Source organism: Haloferax marinum, assembly GCF_009674625.1.
Lineage (GTDB): Archaea > Halobacteriota > Halobacteria > Halobacteriales > Haloferacaceae > Haloferax > Haloferax marinum.
In genome coordinates this window covers 1,106,063-1,120,923 of sequence record NZ_WKJQ01000001.1, presented here as the reverse complement: position 1 = coordinate 1,120,923, position 14,861 = coordinate 1,106,063, and the positions used below count along the sequence as shown (strand labels likewise).

At 64.7% G+C, this 14,861-nt stretch carries 16 protein-coding genes; 8 read left to right on the top strand and 8 right to left on the bottom strand.

Going from position 1 to position 14,861, the window contains the following annotated elements:
* Position 1: 1 nt before the first annotated feature.
* The gene (locus tag GJR99_RS17395) at positions 2–175 is read left to right on the top strand and encodes a hypothetical protein (protein ID WP_191967075.1); all 174 of its coding nucleotides are present in this window, start codon (positions 2–4) and stop codon (positions 173–175) included.
* Positions 176–192: 17 nt separating this feature from the next.
* Here GJR99_RS17395 and GJR99_RS05680 read toward each other — a convergent pair whose 3' ends face one another.
* The 4 genes from GJR99_RS05680 to GJR99_RS05665 are packed head-to-tail and all read right to left on the bottom strand — an operon-like array spanning position 193 to position 2,281.
* The gene (locus GJR99_RS05680) at positions 193–648 is read right to left on the bottom strand and encodes a DUF302 domain-containing protein (RefSeq protein ID WP_151110129.1); all 456 of its coding nucleotides are present in this window, start codon (positions 646–648) and stop codon (positions 193–195) included.
* A 57-nt stretch (positions 649–705) separates the two neighbouring features.
* On the bottom strand, positions 706–1,329 hold the full coding sequence (locus tag GJR99_RS05675) for a GrpB family protein (protein ID WP_151110127.1): 624 nt from the start codon (positions 1,327–1,329) through the stop codon (positions 706–708).
* Positions 1,326–1,997 (bottom strand): CPBP family glutamic-type intramembrane protease, encoded by a 672-nt coding sequence (locus GJR99_RS05670; protein ID WP_151110125.1) that lies wholly within the window; start codon positions 1,995–1,997, stop codon positions 1,326–1,328. Before GJR99_RS05670 ends, GJR99_RS05675 begins: the two co-directional genes overlap by 4 nt.
* A 2-nt stretch (positions 1,998–1,999) precedes the next feature.
* On the bottom strand, positions 2,000–2,281 hold the full coding sequence (locus GJR99_RS05665; protein WP_151110123.1) for a DUF5789 family protein: 282 nt from the start codon (positions 2,279–2,281) through the stop codon (positions 2,000–2,002).
* Between the two features lie 145 nt (positions 2,282–2,426).
* Between GJR99_RS05665 and GJR99_RS05660 the strand changes: the two genes are divergently transcribed.
* Positions 2,427–3,374, top strand: coding sequence for a DUF7139 domain-containing protein (locus GJR99_RS05660; protein ID WP_151110121.1), 948 nt, complete (start codon positions 2,427–2,429; stop codon positions 3,372–3,374).
* Positions 3,375–3,411: 37 nt separating this feature from the next.
* Here GJR99_RS05660 and GJR99_RS05655 read toward each other — a convergent pair whose 3' ends face one another.
* The 3 genes from GJR99_RS05655 to GJR99_RS05645 are packed head-to-tail and all read right to left on the bottom strand — an operon-like array spanning position 3,412 to position 6,202.
* Positions 3,412–4,053, bottom strand: coding sequence for a Mut7-C RNAse domain-containing protein (locus GJR99_RS05655; protein ID WP_225317599.1), 642 nt, complete (start codon positions 4,051–4,053; stop codon positions 3,412–3,414).
* Positions 4,017–5,765: a DNA polymerase/3'-5' exonuclease PolX gene (gene polX, locus GJR99_RS05650; protein ID WP_151110119.1), complete on the bottom strand. Its 1,749-nt coding sequence runs from the start codon at positions 5,763–5,765 to the stop codon at positions 4,017–4,019. The genes GJR99_RS05655 and polX overlap by 37 nt, the downstream gene beginning before the upstream one ends.
* Positions 5,762–6,202 (bottom strand): DUF5788 family protein, encoded by a 441-nt coding sequence (locus GJR99_RS05645; RefSeq protein WP_151110117.1) that lies wholly within the window; start codon positions 6,200–6,202, stop codon positions 5,762–5,764. Before GJR99_RS05645 ends, polX begins: the two co-directional genes overlap by 4 nt.
* 142 nt (positions 6,203–6,344) lie before the next feature.
* On the opposite strand from GJR99_RS05645, the gene GJR99_RS05640 reads away from it, so the two are divergent.
* Together GJR99_RS05640 and GJR99_RS05635 are read left to right on the top strand one after the other, a co-directional pair.
* A complete protein-coding gene (locus GJR99_RS05640; RefSeq protein WP_151110115.1) occupies positions 6,345–7,184 on the top strand; it encodes a hypothetical protein in 840 nt (279 codons plus the stop codon).
* A gap of 167 nt (positions 7,185–7,351) precedes the next feature.
* Complete coding sequence (locus tag GJR99_RS05635; protein WP_151110113.1) at positions 7,352–8,701, top strand: alkaline phosphatase family protein; 1,350 nt, start codon at positions 7,352–7,354, stop codon at positions 8,699–8,701.
* Positions 8,702–8,800: 99 nt separating this feature from the next.
* On the opposite strand, the gene GJR99_RS05630 is transcribed toward GJR99_RS05635, so the two are convergent.
* Entirely contained in the window at positions 8,801–9,883 is a 1,083-nt protein-coding gene (locus GJR99_RS05630; RefSeq protein WP_151110111.1) for a tubulin/FtsZ family protein, read from the bottom strand.
* Positions 9,884–10,002: 119 nt separating this feature from the next.
* Between GJR99_RS05630 and GJR99_RS05625 the strand changes: the two genes are divergently transcribed.
* The 4 genes from GJR99_RS05625 (at position 10,003) to GJR99_RS05610 (ending at position 14,833) form a co-directional block, all read left to right on the top strand.
* A complete protein-coding gene (locus tag GJR99_RS05625; RefSeq protein WP_225317598.1) occupies positions 10,003–10,509 on the top strand; it encodes a DUF7310 family coiled-coil domain-containing protein in 507 nt (168 codons plus the stop codon).
* Positions 10,506–10,946 (top strand): DUF7311 family protein, encoded by a 441-nt coding sequence (locus GJR99_RS05620; protein WP_151110109.1) that lies wholly within the window; start codon positions 10,506–10,508, stop codon positions 10,944–10,946. Before GJR99_RS05625 ends, GJR99_RS05620 begins: the two co-directional genes overlap by 4 nt.
* Positions 10,947–11,069: 123 nt before the next feature.
* Entirely contained in the window at positions 11,070–13,118 is a 2,049-nt protein-coding gene (locus tag GJR99_RS05615; protein WP_151110107.1) for a type II/IV secretion system ATPase subunit, read from the top strand.
* Complete coding sequence (locus GJR99_RS05610; protein ID WP_151110105.1) at positions 13,112–14,833, top strand: pilus assembly protein; 1,722 nt, start codon at positions 13,112–13,114, stop codon at positions 14,831–14,833. The genes GJR99_RS05615 and GJR99_RS05610 overlap by 7 nt, the downstream gene beginning before the upstream one ends.
* Positions 14,834–14,861: the final 28 nt, after the last annotated feature.

Genomic DNA, 14,861 nt, shown 5'->3' with positions numbered 1-14,861 from the left:
TATGGTCCCACTCCAGATACCTGGCGGTCCGGAACTGCTCGTCATCTTCCTCGTGTACGCCGTCGTCGGCCTCCTGCCGATAGTCGCGGCGCTCGTCGGTATCTACCTCTTGTACAAGATTCGTGGAGACATCGAGCGCATCGCCGACGCACTCGAAGAAAGCGAGTCCGTATAGAGACGAGGTGTCCCGGCTTAGGCTTCGACAGCGTCGAGGTTGGCGAGCGCTTTCTCGACGAGTTCGCCCGTGTCGGCGATGATGTCCGCCATCTCGTCGTCGTCGGGTGCGATACCGATGAGTCGAGCGACGCGCATGATGCTCAGGTGGTAGACGACCTGTTTTCCGGGTTCTTCCTCCCAGACGACGACGTTGCACGGGAAGAGCCCGCCCATCTTGTTGTCGGTGGCGTCGAGGGCGCGGTCTGCCATCGCAGGGTTACAGGCACCGAGCACGTAGTACGGGTCACGACCGGCGTCTATCTTCTCGTTCAGCATCTCCGAGGGCGAAAATTCGGTCGCGATACCGAACCCGGCGTCCGTAAATGCCTCGCGGACGTGTTCGATTGCTTCCTCGTGGCCCATGTTCAGAACGACTCGCTCCTCGCCGATGTCTTCCGGTTTGATAGCGGTCGGGTCGATTGGGAGTGTCATCGACTTCCCTTCGAGCCCCGGCCGGGAAAAAGTACCTGTATTGTGTGAGTCGCGCACTCACCAATCGTCGATATCGCCAGACTCTGTTTGGCGGACCGACGACCGCCGTTCGTCGACGCGGTCGAGTACCGACTGCACGAACGACGACTTCCCCGCGGTGTACGACGCCCGGTCGTCCGGGTAGTCGTCGGCCAACTCCCGCTTCAGGCGGTCGTACTCGGCGGCGAGCTTGGGCTCTTGCCGCAACGAGTCACGAAACGTCACCTGTTCGCGGTGGCAGTCGCTCCCGCGTTCGGTTACCGAAAGGTAGTGAGTCCGTCGCGACGGCGGTCCACGTGCGAAGAACCGCCGGTCTGGAACGCCGTCGTCGGGCCGTTCTTCGTAGCCTGCTGCTTCGAGTTCGGCCACCAGGTGGTCGGCCTCGTCGAGGTCCGAGACCACAGAGAGCAGGTCGACGACCGGCTTCGCGGCGATGCCCGGAATCGCGGTGCTCCCCACGTGTTCGAACCCGAGGACATCGGTCTCGAGCAGCGACCGAAGGCGCTCGACTTCGCAGTCGGAGGCGTCGTGCCACGCCGGGTCGTGTGAAACGAGTTCGACTGTTCCGCGCGCGAGTCCGAGGGGTGGTTCACTGTCGTCGGTGGGGTCTGCTGAAACGTTCGTGTCCCCGTAGTGGGTCATAGCGGAATCGGAAGCCACTGAAGTGCCGCAGCAACCTCGTCGGGCGGGAACAGCGGCGGATGGAGCACTAACCAGTCGAGGAGGACGAGACCGAACCCGTGGGCGACGATAGACGGGAGAATCGAGTCACTCTCGTAATCGACGAGGCCGAAGAGAACGTCCGTCGGTGCCGACAACAGAAGCTCTATCGGCGGCTTTCCGACGTGGTGGAAGGCGTAGAGAATCGGACTGATGAGTGCGCTCTTTCGTCCGATGTCGCGGACGCCGACACAGAGTAACCCTCGGTAGTACGTCTCGGCGGCGACGACGACGAGCAGTTGCTGTGCCGCGTGTGGGACGAACTCGACGAGCGCCGTCGAGGTGTGCCACATCGGGTAGTAGGTCCGAATCGTCGGAAGCGACGACCCGACGAGATAAAACGGGAGGACGAACAGGGCGAGGAGGACCGTGTTTCTGAGTGCTGCCCGGTCTACCCTCCACCCGAGGTTACGCCCGTGTGAGACTGCAAGCGCTCCGGGAACGAGGATAAACAAGAGCGCGTCGTGGACCGCACGGTAGGTGAGATCGCCGGACGGAATCGGCCAGAGGCTCCACGCGGCACCGATGACACCTCCAGCGAGGAGGGCGCGATAGAGCCACGGGAGTCGCGCGAACCGGCGACGGAGCACCGTTATTCGGTCGCGACGGGACCTCGGCCGACGACGTCCAGCACGTCGTTGACGAAGGTCTGGCGCGTGTCGAAGTACGTCTCGTCGACGTCAGCGAGGACGTCTTCGAGCGTCTGCGGGCCGCTCGGCGTCCGAATGACCGCGTCGCCTTCTTTCTTCAGGATGCTACTCTTCTCTTGGGGCCACGTCAGTCGAGAGGCCACACGCGCGAGGGGCGCGCCTTCGACGGACTCGCCTTCGCCCAGTTCCACGGCAGGCGCTTCGTCTGCTTCCTCGTCAGCCATGAACGAGCGTTAGCCACCGCGGATGATAATCCCTTCGAGATTCCTATCGGCCTCGACTCCGGTCGAGAACGACAGCCCGCGACGTGTCGATAAACAGACAGACGTCTGACGCATCGTTTTAGGGACCGGTTTCGTAAACGATTCTATGACCAGTCTATCGGAGGCATATCACGGCGGCCGAGGTGGCCCGAGTCTCCGACGGCTGTCCCTAGGGTTTGGGGTGTTCATCACCGGTGTACTGCTCGTCATCGCGGGCATCGTGGTCACGACCACCGACGTGTACACGTCGGGTGGAGCCACGCTCGGTGAGGCACGTGAACTCGGGGGCATCCTCGGAGGAATAGGCGTTCCTGCCGTTTTCCTCGGCGTCTTCGCGGTTCTTCCCGCTAGCCGTCGGACTCGTGCCGCAGCAGTCATCGGCGCAAGTATCGCTGTTCTCGGAGTGGGCCTCTTCTCTCATGCCTACCCGTGCCAGTGGACCGGTGCGACCTGTGGTGCAGGACTCACCGACCTGACGCTCGAGACCGTCGGCGTCTACTTCTTCGGCACGATTACCACGTTCTGGTGTCTGTTCGTCGGCGTCGCCAACTTCAAGACGCGGAACGACCCCGGTGGGACGGCCACCGTCCAGGTGACGAAGAAAGGAGAGACTCGCATCGTCGAAGTCGAAAAGACCGTCCGCGGCGGCCTCAGCGGCATCGGGTTCCTCGGCGGCACGCCCGACGGCGACGTCGAGACACAGACGAACTCACCCACGGGCGGTGCTGCAGGGGCGACCGACGGCGGCGCGTCGTCGCAACCGATTACCCCACTCGACCTCGAACCGTCCACGGGGCCCACAGAACGTGCACAGACCGCCAAGGGCGTCGACACCGTCGGGTCGTCCGCAAGTCGAGGACCCGAGAACGCGATGGAACACCCGAACGCGAACCGGCCGCAGGATAGCATGGTCGGAGACCGGTACTGTGGCAACTGCACCTACTTCGAATACGTCCGCACGTCGGATGGCCTCAAACCCTACTGCGCTGCGCACGACGAGATGATGCAGGATATGGAGTCCTGCGACGAGTGGTTCCCCCGAAGTCGCTACTGACTCGCTCGAGTCCTTCGTTTTCCTCGCTTCTTCCCGCTCACCTGTCGTTCAGTCGTGACTCCACGTCGCGCCAGTGACTCCCGCGCCAAAACACCTGGCCGCAGTCTCGACACCGCCAGAGGTCGGTCTCGGTCGGGTCGGGTGCGTACTCCGGAACTGGGTCGCCGTCGGGGAGTAGTTCGACTTCGCCGTTGCACGACCCGCACCGTGCCGGTCGTTCGTCGAGTTCGACGTGAAACCCGACCGATTCGAGTTCGTGTAGTTGGTCGAGTGGTGTTCGTCCCGCCAGCAAGACGCTTCGGTCGGCCGTTTCGGCCAGCGAGACGTCGCGGGTGAGGAGGACGCGATTCTCGTCGCGAGCGCGGGCGAGTAACCGGTCGTCGCCGGGGTCGCCTCCGGTTTCGTCCATCGCGTAGGCGGCGTCGTATCCACACATTCGCAGGTAGGTGGCGAGTTTGCCGAGCATCACGTCCAAGAGGAGCGTCGTGTCTTTCGAAGTTGCCGCTTCGACCCCCGAAGCGAGCGTTCCGGGGTGGTCAGCGCCGACTTCGTCGTGGTCGGTGTTGCTGTGGTGGGTGTCGTCGTCGCCGCGGTCGGTGTCGTCGTCGCCGCGGTCGGTTCCCGAAGGTCGAGCGTCGTCGGTCAATGCAGGAAGGCCGTCAACTCGTCGACCGACCACGTGTTTATGACGTCGGCCGTCTCGACCCACCCGCGCCGCGCCGTGTGGATGCCGTAGCGGACGTGGTCGAGTTCTGCCGGTCGGTGGGCGTCGGTGTCGATTGCGATGGTCGCACCCGCCTCGACGGCGATTTTGAGCGCCTCACCGTTCAGGTCGAGACGGTATGGACTCGCGTTGAGTTCGAGTGCGACGCCGTGTTCGACCGCCGCGTCGGCCAGTCGTTCGTAATCGACCGACAGACCCGGACGCTGGTTGATGAGGCGGCCGGTCGGGTGGCCGAGGATGTCGACTGCGGGATGCTCCATCGCTCGGACGAGGCGCTCGGTCGCAGTCTCGCGGTCCTGGTCGAGGGCGCTGTGGGGCGACGCGATGACCACGTCGAGTTCGTCGAGAACGTCGTCGTCGACCGAGATACCGCCTTCGGCGTCGATGTTCGCTTCGACGCCAGTGAAGACGGTGATATCCGAGTCGGCGGCGACGGCGCGAACTTCGTCAATCTGTTCGAGCAGGTCGTCGTCTTCGACGCCGACGCCGCCGACCATCCCCGGACCGGTCGCGTGGTCCGAGACGACGTGGTAGTCGTACCCGCGTTCTTCGGCGGCGGCGACCATCTCCGCGATGGTGTTGTCGCCGTCTGACCAGACGGTGTGCGTGTGGAGGTCACCACGAATCTCGCCTTCCTCGATGAGGTCCGGTAACGACCCGTCGGTGGCCGCCTCTATCTCGCCGGTATCTTCGCGCATCTCGGGGGGGATGAGCGGCAAGTCGAGCGCGGCGTACATCGACTCCTCGGTCTCGCCAGCGACGCGGGTTCCGACGCGAGGGTCGCTATCTGGGTCCGAAACGTCGGCGACGTCGAACAGTCCGTACTCGTTCATCTTGAGGCCGCGGTCGATGGCGACGTTTCGGAGGTGGACGTTGTGGTCTTTGCTCCCCGTGAAGTACTGGAGTGCCGCACCGTACTCCGAGGGGTCGACGACGCGGAGGTCGACGCGCATCGCGTTGACGCGAATACTCGCCTTCTGTGCGCCCGCCTCGATGGTGTCGCCGACGAGGTCCCACGCGAGGAAGTGGTCGAGGACGGTTTCGGGGTCGCCGCTCCCGACGAGTACGTCGATATCGCCGACCGTCTCGCGCCACCGCCGCATCGACCCGGCGGGTTCTGCTCGGCCCACCGCGTCGCTCTCGGTGAGGTACGCCAGCAAGTCGTCGGCGAGCGGGACTGCTTTTCCGAGCGTCTCTCGGCCGGTCGCTTCGCGGGCGAACTCGATACCGTCGAGGATGTTCGTCTCCGTCTTCGCACCGAAGCCTTTGACCTCCTGAATCTTCCCCTCGCGAGCGGCGGCCTCCAACTCGTCTAAGGTGGTGATTCCGAGTGCTTCGTAGAGTTTTCCGACAGTTTTCGGCCCGACGCCTTCGACGTTCGTCAGGACGGCCATATCGACGGGTAACTCCTCGCGCAGGTCGTCTAACTCCTCGATGTGGCCCGTCTCGACGTACTCGACTATCTTCGACGCGATGGCGTCGCCGACGCGGTCGATTTCTTCGACCGCGTCTGTGCCTTCGGCGGCGAGTTCTTCGACGGGTTTCGGGTATTCGCGGACGTTCTCGGCGGCGCGCCGATAACTCGACGGCTTGTACGCCACGTCTTTCGCGTCGAGTAAGTCTGCGAACTCTTCGAGGAGCGTCGCTATCTCGTCGTTTCGGCTCATCGGCCACCTCGCTTGCTCTTGCCGCTGTCGCGACCGAGCGCCTTCTTCAAGAAGTTCATCCAGCGCTTCTGGTCGGCCGCGTTCTGGAGTTTGGCCTCCTGTTCGAGGTCTGCCGGCCGGAGTTGTTCGAGCGCGTTCAACGCTCGGTCGATTCCGATGATGTCGTCGACGAGTTTCCGGCCCTCCTCGTAACTTATCTCGCCGTCCTCTATCGGTTGGAGGCGTTCGAGGCGCTCGCGCCGGAGATTTCGCTTTGCCTGGTCCACCCGGTCGTGTTCACCAGACGGGATTGTGTCGCGGCGTTTTATCTCGAAGACGAACTGCTTGAGGTCTATCTGTTCCCCCTGGACGTCGATTCGCTCGGGAATCTGTGCGCCCACCGTCGCCCCCTCACGGTTGACGCGTTCCAAGAGTTGTTTGCGCTCGAACTCCTTCACGATGTGACGTTACCTCGCGTGACACTTCGCTCCTTCGCCCCACGTCGCAGTCCAGCAGTGTCGAAGAACAGTCTCGGCCGGGAACAGGTCCGAAAACCCCAGAGAATGGTTATCTCTCGTTCCGTCGTAGTTCTCTGTGGCAATGGCTATTGGTAACACAGAACACAACGAAGAGCAGAGCGAATCGCCGACGACCTTCAAGCGTGCTCGGCTGTATGCGTTCTATCTCCTCGCGCTCGTGACCCTCGGGATGGCGGCGGCGTTCATCTCGGACCTACTCATGTTTTCGTTCACCGGGTGGGGTGCAGGTGGGGAGGTACTTGCAGAGCACCGTCTCCACGTGATGGTCATCGCCGCGAACGTCTGGATAATCATGCTGAGCGTCGCGAGTCAACTCTACCGCCCGCTCAAGCGGGTGGCACTGATGCAAGTCGCGTTCGCACTCATCACGCTCGTCTTCGTCGGGGTCGTCGTCGGGGGCGGACCGGTCGAAGAAGTACTCCCGTTCTTCGTCCTCATCGGGTTGATGTCGCTGTTCCACCCCGCCGGCCGGGAGCTGCTCTCGGTCGGAGACGACTACAGTCCGGCACTCCTCGGCCTCGTCGCGGTGGCGGCTATCCCTGTCCTCGCCTTCGCAGCGAATCAGTTCACGCTGCAGAGTTCGGGTGACGTACACGCGATCGCGGGCCACTACATGGAGATGTCGACGATGTCGGTCAACCTCCTCGTCCTCGGACTCGTCGCGTCTGCCGGTGCGGCAGGCCACCGTGTCGTCGCGTGGCTGACCGCTGGCCTCGCAATCTACTTCGGGGCACTCTCGCTGGTCTTCCCGACGCAGGTGTCGAGTGTCGGTCCCGTGTGGGCGTCCGCGCTCATCCTCTGGGGACTGGCGTTCGTCACCGTGAGCGAACTCCGTGCGACTGGTCGGACGACCCTGCTGAGTGACCGGCCGCTCAAGACGCGCGGGTCGCCACGGGCCTGACCATCGTATCGTCTCTCACTCTTCGGTGCATTCGGTTCGCTAGGTCGCCGTTCGTTCGGCGGCGAATCTCTCCGATTACTCGGATGGCCGTTCGAATCCGTCGTACATCGACGCAAACGCGCGTACATAGACGAACCTTCTTATGGTTATCTTGGATAACCTGAAGCATGGGTTTGTTCGACCGACTCCGCGGCAAGGACCACCCCCGCGTCGCCTTCATCGGCATCGACGGGGTGCCATTTAGTCTCCTCTCTGAGCATCCCGAGGAGTTTCCGAACTTCGCGGCACTGGCCGACGACGGTTCGGGTGGTGCTATCGACAGTATCGTCCCGCCTGAATCCAGCGCTTGCTGGCCGGCGCTCACGACTGGTGTCAACCCCGGTGAGACCGGCGTCTACGGCTTCCAGGACCGTGAGGTCGGTTCGTACGACACGTACGTTCCGATGGGCCGAGACGTACAGGCCACTCGCCTCTGGGACCGCGTCACCGACGCGGGCCGAAAGGCGACGGTGATGAACGTCCCCGTGACGTTCCCGCCGCAACGAAACGTCCAGCGCATGGTCTCTGGATTCCTCTCGCCCGGAGTCGACAAGGCCGCCTACCCCGACGAGTTCCGCGACCACCTCGAATCGATGGGCTACAAGATCGACGTGAACGCCAAACTCGGCCACGACGACGACAAGACGGCGTTCATGGAAGACGCTCACGAGACGCTCGACAAACGATACGAGGCGTTCGTCCACTACCTCGAAAAGGACGACTGGGACCTCTTCTTCGGCGTCTTCATGACGACCGACCGAGTCAACCACTTCCTCTTCGAAGATTACGAGCGCGACGGCCCGAACAAAGACGCGTTCGTCGAGTTCTACCGAAAAGTCGACGAGTACATCGGCAACATCCGTGACCTCCTGCCCGAGGACGTGACGCTCGTCGTCGCGTCCGACCACGGCTTTACCTCGCTCGACTACGAGGTCCACTGCAACACCTGGCTCGAACAGGAAGGGTGGCTCTCGTACGACGCCGACGACCACGACTCACTCTCTGACATCGCCTCCGAGTCGAAGGCGTACTCGCTCATCCCCGGTCGCTTCTTCATCAACCTCGAAGGCCGCGAACCTCGCGGTTCCGTCTCCGAAGACGAGTACGAGGAGGTCCGTGCCGAACTGAAGGCCAAACTCGAAGCACTCGAAGGACCGAACGGCAAGAAAGTCGCCGAACGCGTCGTCGTCAAAGAAGAAGCGTTCCGCGGCGACCACGACGACATCGCGCCGGACCTCGTCGTCATCCCGAACCACGGCTTCGACTTGAAGTCCGGGTTCAAGGGTCACGACGACGTGTTCGGAACCGGCCCGCGCAACGGGATGCACTCGTTCGACAACGCGTCGCTCTACATCGACGACCCCGAGGCCGAGATCGAAGACGCCGACCTCTACGACATCGCGCCGACGATTCTCGAACTCATGGAAGTCGACTTCACCCGCACCGAACTCGACGGTGCGACTCTCGTCCACCAGTAAGCACCGCGCCGAACGGAACAGGTTCGCGCCGCACCGGACACACTCACGTTCCCCGGTCTCTCCGTTCGTCTTCGACCACCGGAGAGCGAGTCGTGGCCGCTACAGCAGGTCTTCCAGTTCGTCGTTCGCCCACTGCTCTGTCGGGTCCCCTCGAACCACTGTATCGGCTTCTTCGATGGCCTCACGAGCGCGTTCCATGAACGACTCGACGCGCCCGGACCGCTCGACGCCGCCGAGGAGGACGAGCGACGCGAGTCGGCCGCTCTCTAACGGGAAGTCACCACCACGGACCTGCGTGCTTCCGGTCTCGTCTTCGACCCAGCGACGGGCGCGCTCGACGCCTTTTCGGGGAACTACCTCCGGTCTCCCAGCGACGACGACGAGTGCCGAGTCGGCGGTGCTCGCATCGGGGAGACTCGTGCCAGTGAGAACCGCCCGGCGGGTCGTACTCATGACGGCGTTGATGTTCTCTTCTGCGACGTCCGAGGCTTCGGCGCTGGCGTATCCGAGTGCGGCGATTCCGCCGGCCCGAAGCGTGTTGATGAGTTCCGAACTGTCCACGACGCTCTCTCCGACGCCCTCGACTGCCTCTCCCGCGGCGAGGAGGAGTCCGACTCGTTTGGCGATTGCGTCGTTGATGGCGTCGTACCCTGCGCGCATCGACTCACCCGACGACCGAAAGGCGTCGTTGTCGACGAGGAGGACCGCGTCGGACTCACGCGCGATGGTCTTGAGCGACCGACCGGCGTTCACCTGATACATCGCGCCTTCGTCTTCGCCGGGGAGGATACCGAGTACGTAGACCGGGATGTCGTAGACGCGTCTGAGTGCCTTCGCGAGGACAGGTGCCCCACCGGACCCTGACCCACCGCCGAGGCCGGCGACGACGAATATCGACTCCGTCTTCGCCGTGACGCGGCCGTCGAGTGCCGACATGACTTCTGTCTTGTCCGACTCCATCACTTCGGCACCGAGTTCGTTGTCGCCACCGACACCGTGTCCGTTGACCCGGTCTTGGCCGATGAGGACGGTCTCGAACGGGAGCGACTGGAGGTCGGTCTTTGCGGTGTTTACCCCGACTGCGTCGAGGACGGCACCGAAACCCATCTGCTGGTCGAACGACTGGAGGGCCGCAGTGAGTTTTCCACCTGCTTGTCCAACACCAATCAGGACGGTCTTCATGCCCCACTCCACTCTGGGACTTCTCTTGAACGTTCCCCACAGGTGACTGGTTGCGACGCCGAGGCGACCCAGTATCTCGGTCCCGAGGTTTATGTTGGATGACGGAACCACCCCGTCGTATGACCCACCGCACTTCGCGAACTGCCGCAGAATCGACGCCCGACCGAACCGACGAACTCGTCGCCCGACTGGAAGCGGTCGAACGAACGCTGACTGGGACCGACACCGACGTCTCTGCACTCGAAGACCTCGCCGCAATCGAGACTCGGATCTCGGACCTCGAATCGACCGTGGAGTCGATTTCGGACCGACTGGACGACGTGGACGCGGCGACGCAGGCGATTCGTGGCTACGTCGGCGGTGTCCGGACCGTCAACGAAGACGTCGAACGCCGTGCGAACGCCGCACTCGCGAAGGCCGAATCGCTCGAAGCGGCACTCGTCGACGAATCGGTGTCAGAACTCGAGGGAGACGAACCGGTGTCGGACCTCGGCGGAACCGAGTCTGTATCGGAACTGTCCACTTCGCGTCCACAGTCGCACACCGAGTTCGACCATCCCGCCCGTCGCGAACAGACGGACGAGCAGTCCAGTGGACTCGCAGCGCGACTCCGTGATGTGCTGTGATTCGCGTCGTCCTCGCGTGTCTGCTCACCGTCGCAATCGCGAGTGTCGCGTTTCCAGCGGCCGACGCCGCACGGGCAGACGCGACGACTGTCGAGGTCGGGACGATTGCGAACGATATCGCCCACGCGGCCGCCTCGCTCGCGGCCACCGAAGACCCGACACCCACTGGACTCGCCGGTGCACGACGATACGTCGCCGTCTCCGTTCCGTCCGGGTCGTGGCGGGCGGCCGGTGTCTCCCGACTCACGATTCGCGGTGGTGACGGCGTCGAACTGGCGGCGACCACGGCCTCTGGACCGACTGTCGTCCGACGGGTCGGGGGGCCACGCGTCCGCGTCGCTGGCGAGCGACTCGTCTTCGCCCCCGGTGAGCACCGCCTTCGGTTGACGCTGCAGGCAGACAGCGCTGGACCGGTGGTCGTCGTCGAACCAGCGTAACTCGAACCCGTCGTCGAACCAGCGTAATCCGGATTCTGTGACTTCGACAGCCTGTACGACGCCGATTTCTCTCCCTCGATTTCCTGCGTAGGTTCAAATAGGGGGACGGGGCCACCCCACCGTATGCCTCTCGACTTCGACCGCTCGTCGTTCCCAGATTTCGGCTGTTCGTCGCTTTTGAACGCGGACCGCTCGCCGCTCCCCGATTCGGTCGTCACCACACTCGCTGCTGTCGTCGGCACGGACCTCGGAGAGTCGGACCCCACTGCCGACTGTGGCTGTACGCCGACGATTTCGACGCCGACCGACCGCCCAGACGACGAGACGACCACGCTCGTCGTCGACGCGACCGACTGTCCGAACACCGGGTCACTCGCGACTGCCGCTGCGTGCCGGGCGACAGTCGTCGAGACGCTGGAGACAGACGACGTAGACGCAGTCGTCGTCCGAACCGATGGCTTGGAACGCCGATACGACGATGGCGCGACTGGCCTCCTCGTCGCGGCCGGCCGATTTGCCGAACGTGTCCGGTTCTACGACGAACGGCTTGCAGAACGCACCCGAACGGACCCACTCGGCGCTGCCCACGAGGCGACCGGCCGCGCAGGTCCGATACGCCGCGCGGCCGTCGAAACCGGACTCGCCGAAGGTGCCGACCGAGCCGACGGATACGGTGACGCGTTGCGCGCGGTCGTCGGTCCGACGGTCGCTCGGTCACGTGTCGACCCACGCCCACCTGCTGAGGCACGACTCGCCGAGTCGACGACGCTCGACACCGGTGCAATCGCCCGTCGGTACGAGACGCCACGGGGGCCAGTCTACCATCTCGACCCGCCGGAGTCGAGCCTCGACCCTGTCTCTGCGGAGGCGCTCGAAGCAGCACACGACGCGCTCGCTCGCGGGACTGTCGAGGCCGGAGCGCGCGCACCCGGCCGTGCTGTCCGCCTCGTTGCCGACGCCGACGAACTGGGTTCGTCGGACAGCGAGAGACGGTCTGCCGACACGACCCTCCCCATCGACACGCTCGCGTCGATTCTGGAAAAGCACACACAGGGCCACGGCGTCCTCGACGACCTCTTTTCTGACCCTCGTGTCTCCGACGTGTACATCTCGACGCCTGCCGACGAGAACCCGATTCGCGTCGTCGTCGAGGGCACGTCGATGCCGACGAACGTTCGTCTCGCTCCCGGTGGGGCGGCGTCACTCGCCTCTCGCCTTCGGCGCGTGAGTGGTGCGTCCTTTTCTCGCGCGGACCCGACACTCGACACCGTCATCGACGCCGGCGGGACGAGCATCCGCGTCGCAGGCGTCACCGCACCGGCGAGTGACGGTCTCGGATTCGCCTTCCGCCGGCACGACGAGACGCCGTTGACGCTCGCTACACTGGTCGAAAACGAGACGCTCTCACCGGACGCCGCCGCAGTCTGTTCGCTCGCCGTCGAACGTGGTGCGTCCATCCTCGTCGCCGGTGCCCGAGGAGCGGGAAAGACGACGTTCCTCGAATCGCTCCTCTGGGAGCTGCCGAGCGACGTTCGAACGGTCCTCATCGAAGACACGCCGGAGCTCCCTGCGTCGAGTCTTCGGTCGGCCGGTCGCGACGTCCAGGCCCTCCGAACCGACACGACGGGTGGTCCCGAACCGACGCCGCAAGAGGCGCTTCACGCGGCGCTCCGATTGGGTGACGGAGCGCTCGCAGTGGGTGAGGTTCGCGGCGACGAGGCGGCCGTCCTCTACGAGGCGATGCGTGTCGGAGCGAACGCCAGCGCCGTCCTCGGCACGATTCACGGCGACGGTGCGGCCGACGTCCGCGAACGCGTCGTGTCTGACCTCGGGGTGCCCGCGTCGTCGTTCGCCGCGACAGACCTCGTCGTCACGTGCCAGCGAGCGGAGTCACACCGTGTGGCCTCCGTCGAGGAAGTTCGGTCGGCGGGTGACGACGTCGCGTTCGAGACGTTGTTCTCACACGATGGCGAGTCGACCGTGCCGACGGGAACCATCGACCGTGGCGACAGTGTCGCCGTCGAGTCGCTCGCCGTTCCCGGTGAGTCGTACGCCGACGTTCTGGACGAACTCGACGCCCGTGCGTCGAAGTTGTCGTCGCTCGCACGGACTGGGCAGACTGCTCCTGCTGACCGTGTTGCAGGCGATTCAGGGTGTGGTTCCGAATGCTAACGACTGCTGTTCACGCGTCGTTGCCGATGCTCGCGCGACTCGCTCCGGCCACGAGCGACCCCAGCGACGAGTTACGGCGCGCGCTCACGTTCCTCGGTTCTCGAGTGGACGCCGAAACCGTCGTCGGTGCCGGGTACGGTGCGTCGATTCCCGCAGGCGCTCTCGGTGGTTCTGTAGCCGTTCTCGCTGGTTTTCCGACGTTGACAGTCGTCTTGGTCGCACTCGCGTCGGCGCTCGGTTCGGCACACGCGATTCACGTCACACCCGTCTGGTTGGCGACACTCCGACGCACTCGCGCACTCGGTCGCGTCCCCGAACTGGTCGGCCGTATCGCGCTCCGAATGCGAATCGAACCCTCGGTCGAGCACGCAGCGGTGTTCGCCGCTCGGGCGACCGACGACCCGCTTTCGGACTCGCTCGCCGCGCACACCGACCGTGCCCGCGGAACACCAACTGCTGGGCTCGGTGAGTTCGCCGCCGCGTGGCGTCCGTGGTTCCCCGCACTGGACCGCGCGACGGCGTTGCTCCAGACGGCCGCCGACGTTCCCGCTGGTGAACGAGACCGAGCACTCGATAGAGCGCACGAAGTCGTCCGCGAGGGGACTCGTGACCGACTCGCCGACTTCGCCGGCGGAATCCGCGGACCAGTAACCGCCGTCTACGCCTTCGGTGTCCTGCTTCCGCTTGCACTCGTCGGCGCACTCCCTGCGGCACGGGTCGCTGGCGTCGATATCTCGACGATGCACGTCGTCTTCCTGTACGACGTCGTCCTCCCGGTCTGTCTCCTCGCTGCAGTCGGATGGGTACTCGTCCGCAGACCCGTCGCGTTCGCACCACTGTCGGTCGACTCGTCGCACCCTGCGGTCGACGACCACCGACTCCGTGCCGGACTCGTCGGGGTCGCTGTCGGTGTCTCGGGTGCCGCCGCCGTCTCCGCGTTCGTCGCACCGTGGGCCGCCCCGTTCGCCGCAGTCGGTGGTGGTCTCGGGTCGACGCTGTACGTCTCCGCACGGCCAGTCGTCGCACTCCGAGAACAGGTGCAGACCGTCGAAGACGGTCTGTCGGACGTCCTCTACCTCGTCGGGCGTGCCGTGTCCGAAGGTGAGTCGGTCGAATCGGCGCTCGACCGTGCGTCGTCGTCGGTTCCCGGTGCGACTGGCGAGTTGTTCGCCGACGCAGTCGGTGTCCAGCGCCGACTTCGTGTGGGCGTCGTCGAATCGTTCTGTGGGGAGTACGGCGTCCTCGAGTCGGTGCCGAGTCCTCGCGTCGCCGGCGTCGTCACGCTCCTCGGACTCGCCGCCAGCGAGGGCCGTCCTGCAGGGCGTGCCATCGTCTCGATGGCCGACCAACTCGCAGCACTCTCTCGACTCGACGCAGAAGCACGCCGTGAACTCGCGTCTATCACCGAGACGCTCTCGAACACGGCGGCGTTCTTCGGCCCGCTCGTCGCGGGTGCGACTGTCGCGCTCGCAGACGGAATGGCCCCCGCTCGGTCTCTCGGCGAAGCGGCAGTCACTGCCCCCATGGCAACCGGTGACTTCGGGTTCGCAGTGGGTGTGTACGTCCTCCTGTCTGCCGTGTTGCTCACGACGCTCTCGGTCGGTATCGAGAACGGACTAGACCGACACCTCGTCGCCTCGCGCGTCGGCGGGGCACTCGTCTCCGCGACGGCGACGTTCCTCGTTTCGTTCGCCGCCGCGGGCGCACTCGTCTAATCGGGCGTGGGGCGGTTGACCATCGGGC

Bases quoted from the DNA above. Each gene is read 5' to 3' on its own strand.
- GJR99_RS05630 (WP_151110111.1), bottom strand. From the start codon at position 9,883: ATGAAGACCGTCCTGATTGGTGTTGGACAAGCAGGTGGAAAACTCACT.
- GJR99_RS05610 (WP_151110105.1), top strand. From the start codon at position 13,112: ATGCTAACGACTGCTGTTCACGCGTCGTTGCCGATGCTCGCGCGACTC.
- GJR99_RS05675 (WP_151110127.1), bottom strand. From the start codon at position 1,329: ATGACCCACTACGGGGACACGAACGTTTCAGCAGACCCCACCGACGAC.
- GJR99_RS17395 (WP_191967075.1), top strand. From the start codon at position 2: ATGGTCCCACTCCAGATACCTGGCGGTCCGGAACTGCTCGTCATCTTC.
- GJR99_RS05615 (WP_151110107.1), top strand. From the start codon at position 11,070: ATGCCTCTCGACTTCGACCGCTCGTCGTTCCCAGATTTCGGCTGTTCG.
- GJR99_RS05625 (WP_225317598.1), top strand. From the start codon at position 10,003: ATGACCCACCGCACTTCGCGAACTGCCGCAGAATCGACGCCCGACCGA.
- GJR99_RS05660 (WP_151110121.1), top strand. From the start codon at position 2,427: ATGACCAGTCTATCGGAGGCATATCACGGCGGCCGAGGTGGCCCGAGT.
- GJR99_RS05640 (WP_151110115.1), top strand. From the start codon at position 6,345: ATGGCTATTGGTAACACAGAACACAACGAAGAGCAGAGCGAATCGCCG.
- GJR99_RS05680 (WP_151110129.1), bottom strand. From the start codon at position 648: ATGACACTCCCAATCGACCCGACCGCTATCAAACCGGAAGACATCGGC.
- GJR99_RS05635 (WP_151110113.1), top strand. From the start codon at position 7,352: ATGGGTTTGTTCGACCGACTCCGCGGCAAGGACCACCCCCGCGTCGCC.
- GJR99_RS05665 (WP_151110123.1), bottom strand. From the start codon at position 2,281: ATGGCTGACGAGGAAGCAGACGAAGCGCCTGCCGTGGAACTGGGCGAA.
- polX (WP_151110119.1), bottom strand. From the start codon at position 5,765: ATGAGCCGAAACGACGAGATAGCGACGCTCCTCGAAGAGTTCGCAGAC.